13 protein-coding genes, 2 tRNA genes and 4 rRNA genes are annotated in these 18,353 nt (G+C 52.2%); 12 read left to right on the top strand and 7 right to left on the bottom strand.

Features of this window, described 5'->3' with window-relative positions:
• Nucleotides 1-57: 57 nt before the first annotated feature.
• From trkA to def, 4 genes are read right to left on the bottom strand one after another with little or no spacing between them, the layout of a single operon-like run.
• Nucleotides 58-1,434 carry a Trk system potassium transporter TrkA gene (gene trkA, locus FZF21_RS19835; RefSeq protein WP_003863337.1) on the bottom strand — a complete coding sequence of 459 codons (1,377 nt, stop codon included), beginning with the start codon at nt 1,432-1,434 and terminating at the stop codon, nt 58-60.
• A gap of 22 nt (nt 1,435-1,456) precedes the next feature.
• Complete coding sequence (rsmB, locus tag FZF21_RS19830) at nt 1,457-2,743, bottom strand: 16S rRNA (cytosine(967)-C(5))-methyltransferase RsmB (protein ID WP_047736609.1); 1,287 nt, start codon at nt 2,741-2,743, stop codon at nt 1,457-1,459.
• A 52-nt stretch (nt 2,744-2,795) separates the two neighbouring features.
• Nucleotides 2,796-3,743, bottom strand: a complete 948-nt coding sequence (gene fmt / locus FZF21_RS19825; protein WP_032649696.1) for a methionyl-tRNA formyltransferase — start codon at nt 3,741-3,743, stop codon at nt 2,796-2,798.
• A 24-nt stretch (nt 3,744-3,767) separates the two neighbouring features.
• The gene (gene def, locus FZF21_RS19820; RefSeq protein ID WP_015571402.1) at nt 3,768-4,277 is read right to left on the bottom strand and encodes a peptide deformylase; all 510 of its coding nucleotides are present in this window, start codon (nt 4,275-4,277) and stop codon (nt 3,768-3,770) included.
• A gap of 127 nt (nt 4,278-4,404) precedes the next feature.
• Between def and dprA the strand changes: the two genes are divergently transcribed.
• Genes dprA through FZF21_RS19790 form a run of 6 tightly spaced genes read left to right on the top strand, consistent with a single transcriptional unit; the run spans nt 4,405 to nt 8,188 of the window.
• Nucleotides 4,405-5,529 (top strand): DNA-protecting protein DprA, encoded by a 1,125-nt coding sequence (gene dprA, locus FZF21_RS19815; RefSeq protein WP_032649694.1) that lies wholly within the window; start codon nt 4,405-4,407, stop codon nt 5,527-5,529.
• Nucleotides 5,501-5,974, top strand: a complete 474-nt coding sequence (smg, locus tag FZF21_RS19810) for a DUF494 family protein Smg (protein WP_000460665.1) — start codon at nt 5,501-5,503, stop codon at nt 5,972-5,974. Before dprA ends, smg begins: the two co-directional genes overlap by 29 nt.
• Nucleotides 5,975-6,000: 26 nt before the next feature.
• Nucleotides 6,001-6,555 carry a topoisomerase DNA-binding C4 zinc finger domain-containing protein gene (locus FZF21_RS19805; protein ID WP_045142205.1) on the top strand — a complete coding sequence of 185 codons (555 nt, stop codon included), beginning with the start codon at nt 6,001-6,003 and terminating at the stop codon, nt 6,553-6,555.
• Nucleotides 6,548-7,120 (top strand): L-threonylcarbamoyladenylate synthase type 1 TsaC, encoded by a 573-nt coding sequence (tsaC, locus tag FZF21_RS19800; RefSeq protein ID WP_017383724.1) that lies wholly within the window; start codon nt 6,548-6,550, stop codon nt 7,118-7,120. Before FZF21_RS19805 ends, tsaC begins: the two co-directional genes overlap by 8 nt.
• A 4-nt stretch (nt 7,121-7,124) precedes the next feature.
• Nucleotides 7,125-7,943, top strand: a complete 819-nt coding sequence (gene aroE, locus FZF21_RS19795) for a shikimate dehydrogenase (RefSeq protein WP_015571399.1) — start codon at nt 7,125-7,127, stop codon at nt 7,941-7,943.
• Entirely contained in the window at nt 7,940-8,188 is a 249-nt protein-coding gene (locus FZF21_RS19790) for a DUF1488 domain-containing protein (protein WP_015571398.1), read from the top strand. Before aroE ends, FZF21_RS19790 begins: the two co-directional genes overlap by 4 nt.
• Here FZF21_RS19790 and FZF21_RS19785 read toward each other — a convergent pair.
• Nucleotides 8,164-8,718: a gamma carbonic anhydrase family protein gene (locus FZF21_RS19785; RefSeq protein WP_047736605.1), complete on the bottom strand. Its 555-nt coding sequence runs from the start codon at nt 8,716-8,718 to the stop codon at nt 8,164-8,166. The genes FZF21_RS19790 and FZF21_RS19785 overlap by 25 nt on opposite strands.
• A gap of 477 nt (nt 8,719-9,195) precedes the next feature.
• Here FZF21_RS19785 and FZF21_RS19780 point away from each other — a divergent pair.
• From FZF21_RS19780 to rrf (FZF21_RS19755), 6 genes are all read left to right on the top strand, one after another.
• Nucleotides 9,196-10,737 (top strand): 16S ribosomal RNA (locus FZF21_RS19780).
• 84 nt (nt 10,738-10,821) lie between these two features.
• Nucleotides 10,822-10,897 (top strand) — tRNA-Glu (locus tag FZF21_RS19775).
• A 192-nt stretch (nt 10,898-11,089) separates the two neighbouring features.
• Nucleotides 11,090-13,994: ribosomal RNA gene (locus FZF21_RS19770) — 23S ribosomal RNA — on the top strand.
• A gap of 71 nt (nt 13,995-14,065) precedes the next feature.
• Nucleotides 14,066-14,181 (top strand): 5S ribosomal RNA (gene rrf, locus FZF21_RS19765).
• 14 nt (nt 14,182-14,195) lie between these two features.
• Nucleotides 14,196-14,271: transfer RNA gene (locus tag FZF21_RS19760), tRNA-Thr, on the top strand.
• Between the two features lie 43 nt (nt 14,272-14,314).
• Nucleotides 14,315-14,430: ribosomal RNA gene (rrf, locus tag FZF21_RS19755) — 5S ribosomal RNA — on the top strand.
• The 16S, 23S and 5S rRNA genes sit together here with 2 tRNA genes alongside, the layout of an rRNA operon.
• 335 nt (nt 14,431-14,765) lie before the next feature.
• Here the strand turns inward: rrf (FZF21_RS19755) and FZF21_RS19750 are convergent.
• Together FZF21_RS19750 and FZF21_RS19745 are read right to left on the bottom strand one after the other, a co-directional pair.
• Nucleotides 14,766-14,987: a lipoprotein gene (locus tag FZF21_RS19750; RefSeq protein ID WP_003860364.1), complete on the bottom strand. Its 222-nt coding sequence runs from the start codon at nt 14,985-14,987 to the stop codon at nt 14,766-14,768.
• Nucleotides 14,988-15,235: 248 nt separating this feature from the next.
• Nucleotides 15,236-18,349 carry an efflux RND transporter permease subunit gene (locus tag FZF21_RS19745; RefSeq protein ID WP_017693888.1) on the bottom strand — a complete coding sequence of 1,038 codons (3,114 nt, stop codon included), beginning with the start codon at nt 18,347-18,349 and terminating at the stop codon, nt 15,236-15,238.
• Nucleotides 18,350-18,353: the final 4 nt, after the last annotated feature.

Below are 18,353 nucleotides of genomic sequence, written 5' to 3'. Positions count from 1 at the left end.
AAGGCATGAAAATTAGAAGGTTAATATTTGGGTGCTCTCGTCTGAGCACCCAAATCATTACAGGAAGAACGGGCTTGGCTGGAATAAACGCTCGACGTCGGTAATAAATTTTTTATCGGTCAGGAACATAATAACGTGGTCACCCTGCTCAATACGTAAATTATCATTGGCGATCATGACATCGTTACCTCGCACTACGGCGCCGATAATGGTGCCTGGTGGAAGTTTAATTTCGTCGATCGCGCGACCAACAACGCGCGACGTCGTTTCATCCCCATGAGCGACGGCTTCAATGGCTTCAGCAACACCACGACGAAGAGACGACACGCCGACAATATCCGCTTTACGTACATGGCTTAGCAGGGCAGAAATGGTGGCTTGCTGAGGCGAAATAGCAATATCAATTACGCTACCCTGTACCAGGTCGACATAAGCCTTACGCTGGATAAGCACCATTACTTTTTTCGCCCCCATACGTTTAGCGAGCATGGCGGACATAATATTCGCTTCGTCGTCGTTGGTGACGGCAATAAAAAGATCAACCTGATCGATATGCTCTTCGGCCAGCAATTCCTGATCCGAAGCATCGCCATAAAACACGATAGTATTCTGAAGCTTTTCAGCCAGCTCCGACGCGCGCTGTTGATCTCGTTCAATCAGCTTCACGCTGTAGTCTTTTTCCAGCCGTCTCGCCAGACCTGCGCCAATATTACCGCCGCCAACCAGCATAATACGTTTATATGGTTTTTCGAGACGCTGAAGTTCACTCATCACCGCACGGATATGCTGAGAAGCCGCAATAAAGAAGACTTCATCCCCGGCTTCGACAATGGTGGACCCTTGCGGACGAATAGGTCTGTCGTGACGGAAAATCGCCGCAACACGCGTATCGATATGTGGCATATGCTCGCGCATTGTCGACAGGGCATTACCAATCAGCGGGCCGCCGTAATAAGCCTTCACAACCGCCAGGCTTACTTTTCCTTCCGCAAAGTTCACAACCTGCAACGCGCCCGGGTACTCAATCAGACGATAAATACTGTCGATAACCAGCTGTTCAGGGGCAATAAGATGGTCGATAGGTACTGCTTCGGAATTAAACAGCTTTTCCGCATCCCGGACATAGTCCGGGGAGCGAATGCGGGCGATGCGGTTCGGTGTGTTGAAAAGCGAGTAGGCCACCTGACATGCAACCATGTTGGTTTCATCTGAACTGGTTACTGCAACCAGCATGTCGGCATCGTCTGCGCCCGCCTCCCGAAGCACACGTGGGTGAGAGCCGTGCCCCTGTACAACACGAAGATCAAACTTGTCCTGCAAAACGCGCAGGCGATCGCCATTGGTATCCACAATGGTGATATCGTTGTTTTCGCCCACGAGATTTTCCGCCAGCGTTCCGCCAACTTGCCCTGCGCCCAGAATGATAATTTTCATCTTTCGTGACCTGTTCTCAACATCACTCTTTGATTAGCTTAGCGTAAAAGAAACCATCACCCTCTTCTGCGCCCGGCAGGTTTTGCAGACCCGGGTGCTCAGGCGTCCCCGTATCATGCAGCGTCGCGTCCGGGGTGCGTTTCAGGAAAGCCGCAATTTGCTGACTGTTCTCTTCCGGAAGAACAGAGCAGGTTGCATATACCAGGGTTCCGCCGGGTTTGAGATGCGGCCAGATGGCATCCAGAATTTCGGATTGCAACTGGGCAAGCTCCTTGATATCACGAGCGCGACGCAACCATTTGATATCGGGATGACGACGAATCACGCCGGTTGCAGAGCAGGGGGCGTCCAGCAAAATACGATCGAACCGGGTATCACCACACCAGTCTGCGGGTTTACGTCCATCGCCTTGCTTAACCTGTGCTTTCATACCCAGACGCTTGAGGTTGTCATAGACGCGTGAAAGACGCTGCTCATCAACATCCACGGCCATCACGCTGGCCTGCGGCGCCACTTCCAGAATGTGCGTTGTTTTCCCCCCTGGCGCTGCACAGAGATCAAGGATCTGCTCCCCGTCTTTCGGTTCAAGCCAGGTCATGCAGCCCTGAGCGGATGCGTCCTGTACCGTTACCCAGCCCTCTTCAAAACCGGGTAATGCATGTACCGGTGCAGGGGAGGCTAAACGAACCGCATCAGGATAAGCAGCGTGTGTGAAGCCGCTCATTCCGGCCTCTTCCAGCAGGGCCAGCCATGCGTCGCGGGTATGATGGTTACGATTAACGCGTAACCACATCGGCGGACGTTGGTTATTGGCATCAGCAATGTCTTGCCATTGCTGTGGGTAGGCTTTTTTAAGGCGATTCAGCAGCCATTCAGGGTGCAGGAAGCGCGCTTCGCTTTGCGCAAATTCTGCCAGCAGTTCGACCTGCTGACGCTGGAACTGACGCAGCACGCCGTTAATCAATCCTTTCAACTGGGGACGTTTAATCGCAACGGCCCCCTCCACTGTCTCAGCCAGCGCAGCATGAGGTGGAATGCGGGTATGAAGCAGCTGGTAGAAACCGACCATGATCAAATAATGCACGGTACGCTGCTTGCCGCTCATTGGGCGTGACATCAGCTTATTAATTAACCATTCAAGCTGAGAGAGGGTGCGCAGCACGCCAAAGCACAGCTCCTGAAGCAGTGCTTTGTCTTTATCGGAAACCTTTTGTTGCAGTGGAGGCAGGACATTACTCAGTGACTGGCCCTGCTCGATAACCTGCTCAACGGCCTGAGCCGCCATAGTGCGTAGATTTTGTCTTTTCATAACCGTAAAAATAAAAATGCCCGGAAACACCGGGCCTTAAGAGTAAATTTGTTCAGGCAAGGCGATTGCCAGGGATGAACCATTCACGACGGGAATTTAATAGATCCTGCGCGCTCATTGCCTTTTTACCGGCCGGTTGCAGCGATTCAAGATTCAGGATCCCTTCTCCGGTCGCAACCTGGATACCGTTTTTGCTGGCGTCGATAATCGTACCGGGCTCTGCCGAAGTATTGCCGTTAATAACTGAAGCTTTCCAGACTTTCACTGGCTGCTCATCAATCATCAACCAGCTCATCGGCCATGGATTAAAGGCGCGGATACAGCGTTCGAGTTGAGCTGCTGACAGGGACCAGTCGATCCGGGCTTCTTCTTTACTCAGTTTTTCAGCATAGGTCACCTGTGCCTCATCCTGCACTTCAGGTGTCGCTGTATTGTCAGCAAGCTGTTGCAGCGTCTCAATCAGCCCCTGCGGACCGAGATCCGCCAGCTTGTCATACAGCGTGGCGCTGGTATCTTCTGCGGTAATGGGACACGCCAGTTTATACAGCATGTCGCCCGTGTCTAAACCTACGTCCATCTTCATGATTGTCACGCCAGTTTCAGCATCGCCTGCCCACAGAGCGCGCTGAATAGGGGCTGCACCACGCCAGCGTGGGAGCAAGGAACCATGAACGTTAACACAGCCCAGGCGGGGCATATCGAGTACCGCTTTCGGCAGAATGAGGCCGTAAGCCACAACTACCATCACGTCAGCGTTCAGGTCTGCCACTAACTGCTGGTTTTCCTGAGGTCGTAATGATGCAGGTTGGAAAATCGGCAAACCATGCGTTTCTGCCAGCACTTTAACCGGGCCAGGCATCAATTTTTTACCGCGGCCAGCCGGACGATCAGGCTGAGTAAATACGCCAACAATCTGATGACCAGACGATAGCAGCGCGTCGAGATGACGCGCTGCAAAATCAGGGGTACCCGCGAAGATTATACGTAGTGATGTAGACACGTTATTCCTTGTATCCGGGGGGCGTTAAGCGCGAGAACGTAAACGATCCAGTTTCTCAACTTTCTGACGAATACGCTGTTGCTTCAGCGGTGAGAGGTAATCGATAAACAGCTTACCGACCAGGTGATCCATCTCATGCTGAATGCAAATCGCCAGCAGATCGTCGGCTTCCAGCTCAAACGGATTGCCGTCACGATCCAGTGCGCGGATTTTAACTTTTTCGGCACGTGGCACCAAAGCGCGCTGTTCAGGGATAGACAGACAGCCTTCCTCAATACCTGTTTCGCCGCTTTTTTCCAGCATCTCAGGGTTGATCAGCACCAGGCGCTCATCACGATTTTCAGAAACGTCGATCACAATAATACGTTTGTGAATGTCTACCTGGGTCGCGGCAAGGCCAATGCCTTCTTCAGCGTACATGGTATCGAACATATCATCGACGATACGCTGAATTTCTGCATTCACTTCTTTAACCGGTTCCGCGACGATGCGAAGGCGCTCGTCAGGAATATGTAACACTTGCAAAACTGCCATAAATTTCCAGAGTCGTGTTCAGGAGTTGATAAGAATATTACTTCTATTCTAGACAAATCCCCGGTCGATTGACAGCATCAGTGACCAATCGCAAAGATTGCTGAGGCTGCTTATGGCAGGGAAAAGGATGACGTCCACAGAGATATGGTTACGGCTTATAAACATCGGGTCGTTATACGGTGACGCGATGCTGGAGATTGCGCAGAGGCTGCTTCGCCAGGCAACCGTCGATGCTGAAGCTGTCAACGCGTCAGGGCTTTTGCCCAAACATGCCGTAAAGTTTTTTTCGTTCAGTGAGAGTGAGCTTGAACGTAGTCTGGAATGGCTGGAACACACCGACAACCACCTTCTCACAGCGGATGATCCTCGCTTTCCGCCATTGTTACGTTCTATACCTGATTTTCCCGGGGCGCTATTTGTGCGAGGCCGCGTTGACGTGCTTAATAGCATGCAGCTTGCGGTTGTGGGCAGCCGTGCGCCCTCGTGGTATGGCGAGCGGTGGGGGAAAATGCTGAGTGAACAGCTATCCCAATGTGGCTTTACGATCACCAGTGGCCTGGCTTGCGGCATCGATGGTGTGGCACATCATGCGGCGTTGTCAGCAAAAGGGCGAAGTGTCGCCGTGCTTGGCAATGGTCTTTTTAGTCTCTATCCGCGTCGTCATCACATTCTGGCTGAGCAACTTATCGCTTCAGAGGGGGCGATAGTATCTGAGTTTTCACTTTCGACATCGCCCAGACCGGGTAACTTTCCACGGCGTAACCGGATCATCAGTGGGTTAAGCCAGGGCGTGCTGGTGGTCGAAGCTGCGATTCGGAGTGGATCGCTGGTTACCGCAAGGTGCGCACTGGAGCAGGGGCGTGAAGTTTTTGCGCTACCCGGCCCGTTGGGGAACCCTGGCTGCGAAGGCCCTCACTGGCTGATAAAACAGGGGGCGACGCTGGTGACCTGTAAAGAGGATATCCTGGAAAATTTGCAGTATGGATTGCATTGGTTGCAGGATGATCTCCAAAAGCGACATATTTCATCGGATCAGGAGGCAGTAGCATTGCCATTTCCCAAGCTCCTGGCTAACGTAGGAGATGAGGTAACACCTGTTGACGTTGTCGCTGAACGTGCCGGCCAACCTGTGCCAGTAACGGTAGCACAGCTACTCGAACTGGAGTTAGCAGGGTGGATCGCAGCTGTACCCGGCGGCTATGTCCGATTAAGGAGGGCATGCCATGTTCGACGTACTGATGTATTTGTTTGAGACTTACATCCACAACGAAGCAGAAATGCAGGTGGATCAGGACAAATTAACACGGGATCTGACCGACGCAGGTTTTGAGCGGGAAGATATTTATAATGCGTTGATGTGGCTGGATAAGTTGGCTGATTATCAGGACGGCCTCGCCGAACCGATGCAGCTTGCTTCTGACCCATTGTCTGTGCGCATCTATACAGCTGAAGAGTGTGAAAGGCTGGATGCCAGCTGCCGGGGATTCATTTTATTCCTTGAGCAGATTCAGGTGCTAAACCTCGAAACGAGAGAGATGGTGATAGAGCGCGTCATGGCGCTGGATACTGCTGAATTTGAACTGGAAGATCTCAAATGGGTGATCCTGATGGTTCTGTTCAACATCCCAGGCTGTGAAAATGCCTATCAGCAAATGGAAGAATTACTCTTTGAAGTGAATGAAGGTATGCTGCATTAATTCTATGTGCAGCAACAAGAGTTGTTATGGCCAAATCAGCACTCTTCACGGTGCATAAAAACGAGCCCTGCCCACAGTGTGGGGCTGAACTTGTTATTCGGTCCGGGAAACACGGTCCGTTTCTCGGTTGTTCACACTATCCGGAATGTGATTATGTCCGTCCCCTGAAAAGCCAGGCGGACGGACATATCGTCAAAATTCTGGAGGGACAGCTTTGTCCACTCTGTGGCGGCGAACTGGCGCTGCGGCAGGGGCGGTTCGGGATGTTTATCGGATGCAGCCGCTATCCGGAATGTGAACATACGGAACAAATTGATAAACCAGATGAAACGGCAATTGCCTGCCCTCAGTGCCAGCGTGGTCAATTGGTGCAGCGCCGCTCTCGTTATGGCAAGACCTTCCATTCGTGCGATCGCTATCCTGAATGCCAGTTCGTTATCAATTTCAAACCAGTAGCGGGCGTCTGCCCTCATTGCGATTATCCGTTACTTATAGAAAAGAAAACCGCGCAAGGCTTGAAACGCTTTTGCGCCAATAAACAATGTGGAAAGCCGGTTTCGGCGGATCAAATCAGTGAATAATAACCTGCCATCAGGCTCCATCGCGCAGGCGGTGGACATACTGAAAAAAGAAGAAGTCATCGCCTATCCAACAGAAGCCGTTTTCGGGGTCGGGTGCGATCCTGACAGCGAAGTCGCCGTTAACCGTCTGCTGGCGCTAAAACAGCGGCCAGTCGAAAAAGGATTGATTTTGATCGCTGCGAACTACGAGCAGCTTAAGCCTTATATTGATGATTCCATGCTGACACCTGCACAGCGGGAAACCATTTTCTCTGCGTGGCCTGGTCCCGTGACGTTTGTTTTCCCTGCACAACCGACAACGCCGCGCTGGCTAACCGGGCGTTTCGATTCACTCGCGGTACGCGTTACCGACCATCCCTTGGTGGTGGAGTTATGCCAGGCATTTGGTAAACCCCTGGTTTCAACCAGCGCCAACCTGACCGGGCTTCCCCCTTGTCGGACAACAGAAGAAGTTCTGGCGCAGTTCGGGAATGATTTCCCTGTAGCCGTGGGTGAAACTGGGGGTCGTCTTAACCCGTCAGAAATTCGCGATGCCTTGACCGGCGAACGTTTTCGCCAGGGATAATGTTATGGAAACCTATGCTGTTTTTGGTAACCCGATCGCGCACAGCAAGTCGCCTCTGATCCATCAGCTGTTTGCAGAGCAATTGCAGATAGATCACCCGTATGGTCGGGTTCTTGCGCCTGTTGATGCATTTATACCGACGCTGAATAGCTTTTTTGATGCGGGTGGTAAAGGTGCGAACGTCACGGTGCCTTTTAAAGAAGAGGCTTTCGGGCGCGCGGATGAGCTGACCGAGCGTGCCTCGCTCGCTGGTGCCGTCAATACTCTTAAGCGGCTCGAAGATGGTCGCCTTCTGGGCGATAACACCGATGGCATAGGTTTACTCAGCGATCTGGAGCGATTGTCGTTTATTAAACCAGGCTTTCGGATCCTGCTGATCGGCGCGGGTGGCGCGTCGCGCGGCGTATTGCTTCCTCTTCTTTCGCTGGATTGTGCGGTGACAATCACCAACCGTACCTTCTCCAGAGCAGAAGAGCTGGCGGCGTTGTTCGCACACACAGGCAGCGTAACTGCGGTAGCACTTGACGATCTCGCGGGTCACGAATTTGATCTTGTAATTAATGCCACCTCAAGCGGTATTAATGGAGAGATCCCGGCGATTCCTGCATCCCTGGTTCATTCCCACATCTACGCCTATGACATGTTTTATCAAAAAGGGAAAACGCCATTTCTGACCTGGTGTGAACAACAGGGGGCAAAACACGTGGCTGATGGTCTGGGCATGCTGGTGGGGCAGGCGGCTCATGCGGTGCTACTCTGGCATGGCGTGTTACCTGCTGTAGAACCGGTGATCGAAAAGCTGAAACAGGAACTGATGGCATGAATCAGGCGATTCATTTTCCCGACAGAGAAATCTGGGATGAAAATAAGCAAGCGGTTTGTTTCCCGGTGCTGGTGCATGGAATGCAGCTCACCTGTGCGATTAAAGGGGAGACGTTGCATCAGCGCTTTGGTGGTTCAGATCCGTTAGCGGTCTTTTGCGAAAATCGCTGGGATCTGGAAGAGGAAGCCAGCGATTTGATCCGCGATCAGCAGGAAGACGATCAGGGTTGGGTCTGGTTATCCTGATCCAGATAGTCATTCTTCCATTTAACGTAATTGTTCGCTGAGTATTTCAATCCTTCGATCTCCGCCTCTTTTAGGGGGCGGATCTGTTTAACCGGACTGCCTAAATAGAGATAGCCACTTTCCAGACGTTTGTTTTGCGGAACAAGGCTTCCTGCGCCAATCATTACGTCATCTTCTACTATGACGCCATCCAGCAAAATCGATCCCATCCCAACGAGAACCCTGTTACCGATTGTGCAGCCGTGGAGCATCACTTTATGACCGACGGTGACATCTTCCCCAATGATGAGCGGATTGCCCTCAGGGTGATAAGATGACTTATGAGTCACATGCAGCACGCTGCCGTCCTGAATATTGGTGCGTGCACCGATTGCAACGTAGTTAACATCGCCCCGGATCGCGACGAGTGGCCAGATGCTGACATCATCGGCCATGCGAACATCACCAATGACCACGCTGCTGGCATCGATCATCACGCGATCGCCTTTTTGGGGGAACAGATCTTTATAAGGACGTAATACTGCAAACATATCTACCTCGATACAGATGAGTGCTATTAAAGAAGACTTTGATCGTATTCCTGGATCGAGGCAAGGCAAAATGCGTCAATTTTTAAGCGGATCGGGTGGGTTTTCAGCGAAAAGCACGGAAAATCATCAGTTGGAAAAAAAGATCTAAAAAATACTTGTGCTAAAAACTGGGATCCCTATAATGCGCCTCCATCGACACGGCGGATGTGAATCACTTCACAGATAACCCGGTCGGTTGAAGAGAAAAATCCTGAAATAACGGGTTGACTCTGAAAGAGGAAAGCGTAATATACGCCACCTCAGCGACAGAGCGCTGAAGCGCGTCGCAACTGCTCTTTAACAATTTATCAGACAATCTGTGTGGGCACTCAAAGTGACATGGATTCTTAATGTCCTCGGACACTAAATGAATACCAAGTCTCAACGAGTGAACACGTAATTCATTACGAAGTTTAATTCATTGAGCATCAAACTTTTAAATTGAAGAGTTTGATCATGGCTCAGATTGAACGCTGGCGGCAGGCCTAACACATGCAAGTCGAACGGTAACAGGAAGCAGCTTGCTGCTTCGCTGACGAGTGGCGGACGGGTGAGTAATGTCTGGGAAACTGCCTGATGGAGGGGGATAACTACTGGAAACGGTAGCTAATACCGCATAACGTCGCAAGACCAAAGAGGGGGACCTTCGGGCCTCTTGCCATCGGATGTGCCCAGATGGGATTAGCTAGTAGGTGGGGTAACGGCTCACCTAGGCGACGATCCCTAGCTGGTCTGAGAGGATGACCAGCCACACTGGAACTGAGACACGGTCCAGACTCCTACGGGAGGCAGCAGTGGGGAATATTGCACAATGGGCGCAAGCCTGATGCAGCCATGCCGCGTGTATGAAGAAGGCCTTCGGGTTGTAAAGTACTTTCAGCGGGGAGGAAGGCGATAAGGTTAATAACCTTGTCGATTGACGTTACCCGCAGAAGAAGCACCGGCTAACTCCGTGCCAGCAGCCGCGGTAATACGGAGGGTGCAAGCGTTAATCGGAATTACTGGGCGTAAAGCGCACGCAGGCGGTCTGTCAAGTCGGATGTGAAATCCCCGGGCTCAACCTGGGAACTGCATTCGAAACTGGCAGGCTAGAGTCTTGTAGAGGGGGGTAGAATTCCAGGTGTAGCGGTGAAATGCGTAGAGATCTGGAGGAATACCGGTGGCGAAGGCGGCCCCCTGGACAAAGACTGACGCTCAGGTGCGAAAGCGTGGGGAGCAAACAGGATTAGATACCCTGGTAGTCCACGCCGTAAACGATGTCGACTTGGAGGTTGTGCCCTTGAGGCGTGGCTTCCGGAGCTAACGCGTTAAGTCGACCGCCTGGGGAGTACGGCCGCAAGGTTAAAACTCAAATGAATTGACGGGGGCCCGCACAAGCGGTGGAGCATGTGGTTTAATTCGATGCAACGCGAAGAACCTTACCTACTCTTGACATCCAGAGAACTTTCCAGAGATGGATTGGTGCCTTCGGGAACTCTGAGACAGGTGCTGCATGGCTGTCGTCAGCTCGTGTTGTGAAATGTTGGGTTAAGTCCCGCAACGAGCGCAACCCTTATCCTTTGTTGCCAGCGGTTAGGCCGGGAACTCAAAGGAGACTGCCAGTGATAAACTGGAGGAAGGTGGGGATGACGTCAAGTCATCATGGCCCTTACGAGTAGGGCTACACACGTGCTACAATGGCGCATACAAAGAGAAGCGACCTCGCGAGAGCAAGCGGACCTCATAAAGTGCGTCGTAGTCCGGATTGGAGTCTGCAACTCGACTCCATGAAGTCGGAATCGCTAGTAATCGTGGATCAGAATGCCACGGTGAATACGTTCCCGGGCCTTGTACACACCGCCCGTCACACCATGGGAGTGGGTTGCAAAAGAAGTAGGTAGCTTAACCTTCGGGAGGGCGCTTACCACTTTGTGATTCATGACTGGGGTGAAGTCGTAACAAGGTAACCGTAGGGGAACCTGCGGTTGGATCACCTCCTTACCTTAAAGAACCTGCCTTTGTAGTGCTCACACAGATTGTCTGATGAAAAGTAAATAGCAAGGCGTCTTGCGATTGAGACTGTACGTCCCCTTCGTCTAGAGGCCCAGGACACCGCCCTTTCACGGCGGTAACAGGGGTTCGAATCCCCTAGGGGACGCCACTTGCTGGTTCGTGAGTGAAAGTCACCTGCCGTCATATCTCAAAACTGACTTGCGAGTCATGTTTGAGATATTTGCTCTTTAAAAATCTGGATCAAGCTGAAAATTGAAACGACACACAGCTCATGTGTGTTCGAGTCTCTCAAATTTTCGCAAGTCGATGATGAATCGAAAGAAACATCTTCGGGTTGTGAGGTTAAGCGACTAAGCGTACACGGTGGATGCCCTGGCAGTCAGAGGCGATGAAGGACGTGCTAATCTGCGAAAAGCGCCGGCGAGGTGATATGAACCCTTGACCCGGCGATGTCCGAATGGGGAAACCCAGTGCAATCCGTTGCACTATCGTTAACTGAATACATAGGTTAACGAGGCGAACCGGGGGAACTGAAACATCTAAGTACCCCGAGGAAAAGAAATCAACCGAGATTCCCCCAGTAGCGGCGAGCGAACGGGGAGCAGCCCGGAGTCTGAATCAGCTTGTGTGTTAGTGGAACGGTCTGGAAAGTCCGACGGTACAGGGTGATAGTCCCGTACACGAAAATGCACTTGCTGTGAACTCGAAGAGTAGGGCGGGACACGTGGTATCCTGTCTGAATATGGGGGGACCATCCTCCAAGGCTAAATACTCCTGACTGACCGATAGTGAACCAGTACCGTGAGGGAAAGGCGAAAAGAACCCCGGCGAGGGGAGTGAAAAAGAACCTGAAACCGTGTACGTACAAGCAGTGGGAGCCTCTTTATGGGGTGACTGCGTACCTTTTGTATAATGGGTCAGCGACTTATATTCTGTAGCAAGGTTAACCGTATAGGGGAGCCGAAGGGAAACCGAGTCTTAACTGGGCGTTAAGTTGCAGGGTATAGACCCGAAACCCGGTGATCTAGCCATGGGCAGGTTGAAGGTTGGGTAACACTAACTGGAGGACCGAACCGACTAATGTTGAAAAATTAGCGGATGACCTGTGGCTGGGGGTGAAAGGCCAATCAAACCGGGAGATAGCTGGTTCTCCCCGAAAGCTATTTAGGTAGCGCCTCGTGAATTCATCTTCGGGGGTAGAGCACTGTTTCGGCTAGGGGGCCATCCCGGCTTACCAACCCGATGCAAACTACGAATACCGAAGAATGTTATCACGGGAGACACACGGCGGGTGCTAACGTCCGTCGTGAAGAGGGAAACAACCCAGACCGCCAGCTAAGGTCCCAAAGTCATGGTTAAGTGGGAAACGATGTGGGAAGGCACAGACAGCCAGGATGTTGGCTTAGAAGCAGCCATCATTTAAAGAAAGCGTAATAGCTCACTGGTCGAGTCGGCCTGCGCGGAAGATGTAACGGGGCTAAACCATGCACCGAAGCTGCGGCAGCGACACTATGTGTTGTTGGGTAGGGGAGCGTTCTGTAAGCCGTTGAAGGTGTGCTGTGAGGCATGCTGGAGGTATCAGAAGTGCGAATGCTGACATAAGTAACGATAAAGCGGGTGAAAAGCCCGCTCGCCGGAAGACCAAGGGTTCCTGTCCAACGTTAATCGGGGCAGGGTGAGTCGACCCCTAAGGCGAGGCCGAAAGGCGTAGTCGATGGGAAACAGGTTAATATTCCTGTACTTGGTGTTACTGCGAAGGGGGGACGGAGAAGGCTATGTCAGCCGGGCGACGGTTGTCCCGGTTTAAGCATGTAGGCGGAGGTTCCAGGTAAATCCGGTACCTTGTTAACGCTGAGGTGTGATGACGAGGCACTACGGTGCTGAAGTGATAAATGCCCTGCTTCCAGGAAAAGCCTCTAAGCATCAGGTAACACGAAATCGTACCCCAAACCGACACAGGTGGTCAGGTAGAGAATACCAAGGCGCTTGAGAGAACTCGGGTGAAGGAACTAGGCAAAATGGTGCCGTAACTTCGGGAGAAGGCACGCTGATGTGTAGGTGAAGCCCCTGCGGGCGGAGCTGAAATCAGTCGAAGATACCAGCTGGCTGCAACTGTTTATTAAAAACACAGCACTGTGCAAACACGAAAGTGGACGTATACGGTGTGACGCCTGCCCGGTGCCGGAAGGTTAATTGATGGGGTTAGCGGCAACGCGAAGCTCTTGATCGAAGCCCCGGTAAACGGCGGCCGTAACTATAACGGTCCTAAGGTAGCGAAATTCCTTGTCGGGTAAGTTCCGACCTGCACGAATGGCGTAATGATGGCCAGGCTGTCTCCACCCGAGACTCAGTGAAATTGAACTCGCTGTGAAGATGCAGTGTACCCGCGGCAAGACGGAAAGACCCCGTGAACCTTTACTATAGCTTGACACTGAACACTGGTCCTTGATGTGTAGGATAGGTGGGAGGCTTTGAAGCGTGGACGCCAGTCTGCGTGGAGCCAACCTTGAAATACCACCCTTTAATGGCTGGTGTTCTAACGTAGACCCGTTACCCGGGTTGCGGACAGTGTCTGGTGGGTAGTTTGACTGGGGCGGTCTCCTCCCAAAGAGTAACGGAGGAGCACGAAGGTTGGCTAATCCTGGTCGGACATCAGGAGGTTAGTGCAATGGCATAAGCCAGCTTGACTGCGAGCGTGACGGCGCGAGCAGGTGCGAAAGCAGGTCATAGTGATCCGGTGGTTCTGAATGGAAGGGCCATCGCTCAACGGATAAAAGGTACTCCGGGGATAACAGGCTGATACCGCCCAAGAGTTCATATCGACGGCGGTGTTTGGCACCTCGATGTCGGCTCATCACATCCTGGGGCTGAAGTAGGTCCCAAGGGTATGGCTGTTCGCCATTTAAAGTGGTACGCGAGCTGGGTTTAGAACGTCGTGAGACAGTTCGGTCCCTATCTGCCGTGGGCGCTGGAGAATTGAGGGGGGCTGCTCCTAGTACGAGAGGACCGGAGTGGACGCATCACTGGTGTTCGGGTTGTCATGCCAATGGCACTGCCCGGTAGCTAAATGCGGAAGAGATAAGTGCTGAAAGCATCTAAGCACGAAACTTGCCCCGAGATGAGTTCTCCCTGAGACTTTAAGTCTCCTGAAGGAACGTTGAAGACGACGACGTTGATAGGTCGGGTGTGTAAGCGCAGCGATGCGTTGAGCTAACCGATACTAATGAACCGTGAGGCTTAACCTTACAACGCCGAAGGTGTTTTGGCGAAGAGACAGACAATCAAATTTCAGCCTGATACAGATTAACAGAATTTGCCTGGCGGCTGTAGCGCGGTGGTCCCACCTGACCCCATGCCGAACTCAGAAGTGAAACGCCGTAGCGCCGATGGTAGTGTGGGGTCTCCCCATGTGAGAGTAGGGAACTGCCAGGCATCAAATTTAGCGTGCTGATATGGCTCAGTTGGTAGAGCGCACCCTTGGTAAGGGTGAGGTCCCCAGTTCGACTCTGGGTATCAGCACCACTTTATACTTAGGTTAAAGTTCGGCAAGAAGTAAAAGAATTTGTCTGGCGGCTTTAGCGCGGTGGTCCCACCTGACCCCATGCCGAACTCAGAAGTGAAACGCCGTAGCGCCGATGGTAGTGTGGGGTCTCCCCATGTGAGAGTAGGGAACTGCCAGACATCAAACAAGTAGAAAGGCCATCCGAAAGGATGGCCTTTTTGCGTTATCGCTCCAGCCAAACCAATTCCCTCATTCGATATTCCTGCTGTCGCCATTAATACCTTACGGACGTATTAAAGCATTTTACCCTACTGAAACTGAAGTTGTGGAATGCATTATGCTGGCTCGCAGCAGCGTTAAATCAATTAAATGTTATGTACAGGTATGGGGTATAGCGGGGAGTAAGGTAGCGTATTGAATTTAATTAATATCTGATGCTATTCGTGATGAGGAATATACGTTCCTTATATCAGGGAAAAATAAAAGCGCGGCGATGGCCGCGCTTTTAGAAGCCTTATTTAGTCAGGGCGACAATACCGAGTGTCAGGCCAGCGATTGCCGCGGCGCCACCAGCAATCGCACCTGCTGTTTCCCAGTTATCCTGGGTAGTGCCCTTCATACAGGTATTGGTGTGAACCAGTCGCCCCTGATCGTCGTATACCGGTACACATGGAGAGTCGTGCGCGCAACCAGCAAGTAGCGCAGCGAGAAGTGCAACGGAAAGGAATCTTTTCATGATGTTACCTCAATATGATCGCTTATTCGCTAAAGAGCCGATACAGCAATTAACGAACTGATGATTATTTTACCACCGCACTAATACCATGCAGCACGGGGAATAATCTCAATTTGTGTGGATTGTAAAAATTATGAAGAAAAAAGCGCGGGCACTGATTATTAATGGAGGAAATGTGAAGAGGGGATGTGTTTTTACATTGTTTTCAGGAAATAAAAAAGGCACCAGAGGTGCCTTTATGATTTTCATTAATCCTTGTGCTTTGTAAACCGTCTCCGGACAACCACAAAGAAAACAGGAACAAAGAAAATGGCCAACAGGGTGGCTGACAGCATCCCGCCCATCACGCCCGTCCCGACCGCATTTTGTGCCCCACTACCTGCACCGCTGCTGATGACCAGAGGCATAACACCAAGGATGAATGCCAGGGAAGTCATCAGGATAGGACGCAGACGCATACGCGAGGCTTCAAGCGTGGCTTCGATAATCCCTTTGCCTTCTTTATCCATGAGATCCTTGGCGAACTCAACGATCAGTATGGCGTTCTTGGCTGATAAACCAATTGTCGTAAGCAGACCAACCTGGAAGTAAACGTCATTGTTCAGCCCTCGCATTGATGCAGCCAGAAGCGCGCCGATCACCCCCAGCGGCACAACCAGCATGACCGAGAAGGGAATTGACCAACTTTCATAGAGGGCCGCCAGACACAGGAACACCACAATCAGTGAGATGGCGTACAGCGCCGGAGCCTGATTCCCGGAAAGTCGTTCCTGATAAGACATCCCCGTCCAGTCGTAGCCGATGCCGGAAGGCAGTTTTGACGCAAGGCTTTCCATCAACGCCATTGCCTCACCGGTACTTTTGCCAGGGGCAGACTCACCGAGGATCTCCATTGACGGCATCCCATTGTAACGTTCCAGACGCGGTGAACCGTACACCCAGTGAGAGCTGCTAAAGGCAGAGAAAGGCACCATTTCGCCGTTAGCGCTACGCACATACAGTCCGTTAATGTCTCCAGGTAGCATACGGAAGCGAGCATCAGCCTGCACATAAACTTTTTTCACCCGTCCGTGATCGATAAAGTCGTTCACATAGGTGCCACCCAGGGCTGTTGAAATCGTCTGATTGACGTCAGACACGCTCACACCCAGCGCCTGTGCCTTCTCCTGATCGACGTCCAGCTTGAACTGTGGCGTATCTTCCAGTCCGTTAGGACGCACGCGGACCAGTAAGTCAGGATGTTCTCTCACCATGCCCAGCAGCTGGTTACGCGCCTGGGTTAACTGCGTATGCCCCAGGTTTGCCTGGTCAATCAGTTCAAAGTCAAAGCCTGTTGCGGTACCCAGTTCAATAATGGCAGGCAGGTTAAACGGAAATACAAGACCGTCTTTGATCTGGCTGAACGCTTTCGTCGCGCGGCTGACAATCGCCTCAACGCCGTTTTCCTTGCCCGGGCGTTCTTCCCATGGCTTCAGGCTGACGAAAGCGATACCGGAGTTCTGCCCCTGTCCGCTAAAGCTAAAACCGTTTACGGTAAAGACCGATTCAACGTTCGCTTTCTCTTTCGTCAGGTAATAATCCTGAACCTGATCCAGTACCTGCTGGGTACGCATCTGCGTCGCCCCTGCCGGCAACTGAACCATCGTCATAAACACCCCCTGATCCTCTTCCGGCAGGAAGGAGGAAGGCAGGCGCAGGAACAGAACTGCCATGCCGCCGACGATGATGACGTAAACCAGCAGATAGCGGCCGGTTTTACGTAAAATGCCGCTCACGCTGTTGCTGTAATGCTCCACACTTTTATCAAAGAGCGCGTTAAACCAGCCGAAGAAACCACCTTTCTTTTCATGATGTTCGCTGGAAACCGGTTTGAGCAGCGTTGCACAAAGAGCAGGCGTTAATATCAACGCTACCAGTACCGACAAGGCCATCGCGGAGACAATGGTCAGCGAGAACTGGCGATAGATAGCCCCGGTTGAACCACCAAAGAATGCCATCGGGATAAATACCGCCGAAAGCACCATGGCAATGCCCACCAGGGCGCCCTGGATTTGCTCCATCGACTTCTGCGTCGCCTCTTTTGGCGGCAGCTTGTCCTCAACCATGACGCGTTCTACGTTCTCGACCACCACGATGGCGTCATCGACGAGCAGACCTATAGCCAATACCATCCCGAACATCGTCAGGGTGTTAATGGAGAACCCGAACGCAGCCAGTACCGCAAAGGTGCCCAGTAACACCACGGGCACGGCGATCGTCGGAATAAGCGTTGCCCGCAGGTTTTGCAGGAACAAGTACATCACCAGGAACACGAGAACAATCGCTTCAAACAGTGTCTTCACCACTTCATGGATTGAGATCTTCACGAAAGGTGTGGTGTCGTACGGATACACGACTTTCAGGCCCTGAGGGAAGAAGGGCTGCAACTGCGCCAGTTTACTCTTGATGGCGGCAGCGGTATCCAGCGCGTTTGCGCCAGTCGCCAGCTTGATCCCCAGCCCCGTTGCTGCCTGGCCATTGATTTTGGTGACCATGTTGTAGTTTTCGCCACCCAGCTCAATGCGGGCCACATCTTTCAGGTGGACCATTGAACCGTCCTGGTTCACCTTCAGCGTCACACGACCAAACTCCTCCGGCGATTTCAGACGCGTTTGAGCAATAATTGAGGCGTTCAGTTGCTGCCCAGGTACGGACGGTGTTCCGCCCAACTGGCCCGCAGCAATCTGGTCGTTCTGCGTTTTTAGCTGGTTAATGATATCCAGCGGCGTGAGCTGATATTTGTTCATCGCGTTGCTGTCCAGCCAGATGCGCATTGCATACTGGGCACCGAACAGCTGCACGTCACCGACGCCGGAAGTACGGCTGATCGCATCTTTTACGTTAGAAGCGACATAGTCGGAGATATCATCCTGCGTGAGGTTTTTATTGTCCGACACAAAGCCTGCAACCAGCAGGAAGCTGCTGCTGGATTTCTCCACGCCGATCCCCTGCTGCTGCACTTCTTGTGGCAGCAGCGGCATGGCGAGCTGGAGTTTGTTCTGAACCTGCACCTGCGCAATATCAGGATCTGTACCCGACTCGAACGTCAGCGTAATGGTGACGTTACCAGCGGAATCACTGGTGGACGACATGTACATCAAATTATCGATACCGTTCATGTTCTGTTCGATAACCTGAGTGACGGTGTCCTGTACCGTCTGGGCATCAGCGCCCGGGTAGGTTGCTGTCACCGCAACCGCCGGCGGCGCAATGGTCGGATATTGCGCGACCGGTAGTTTTAAAATGGCCAGCCCGCCCGCAATCATCAGAATGATGGCGAGTACCCAGGCGAAAACAGGCCGTTGAATAAAGAAATTAGCCATGTCG

The organism is Enterobacter sp. LU1, from assembly GCF_008271405.2.
Taxonomy (GTDB): domain Bacteria; phylum Pseudomonadota; class Gammaproteobacteria; order Enterobacterales; family Enterobacteriaceae; genus Enterobacter; species Enterobacter hormaechei_C.
Note: the sequence above shows the minus strand (reverse complement) of the source record. Positions and strands in the feature narration are given on the sequence as shown.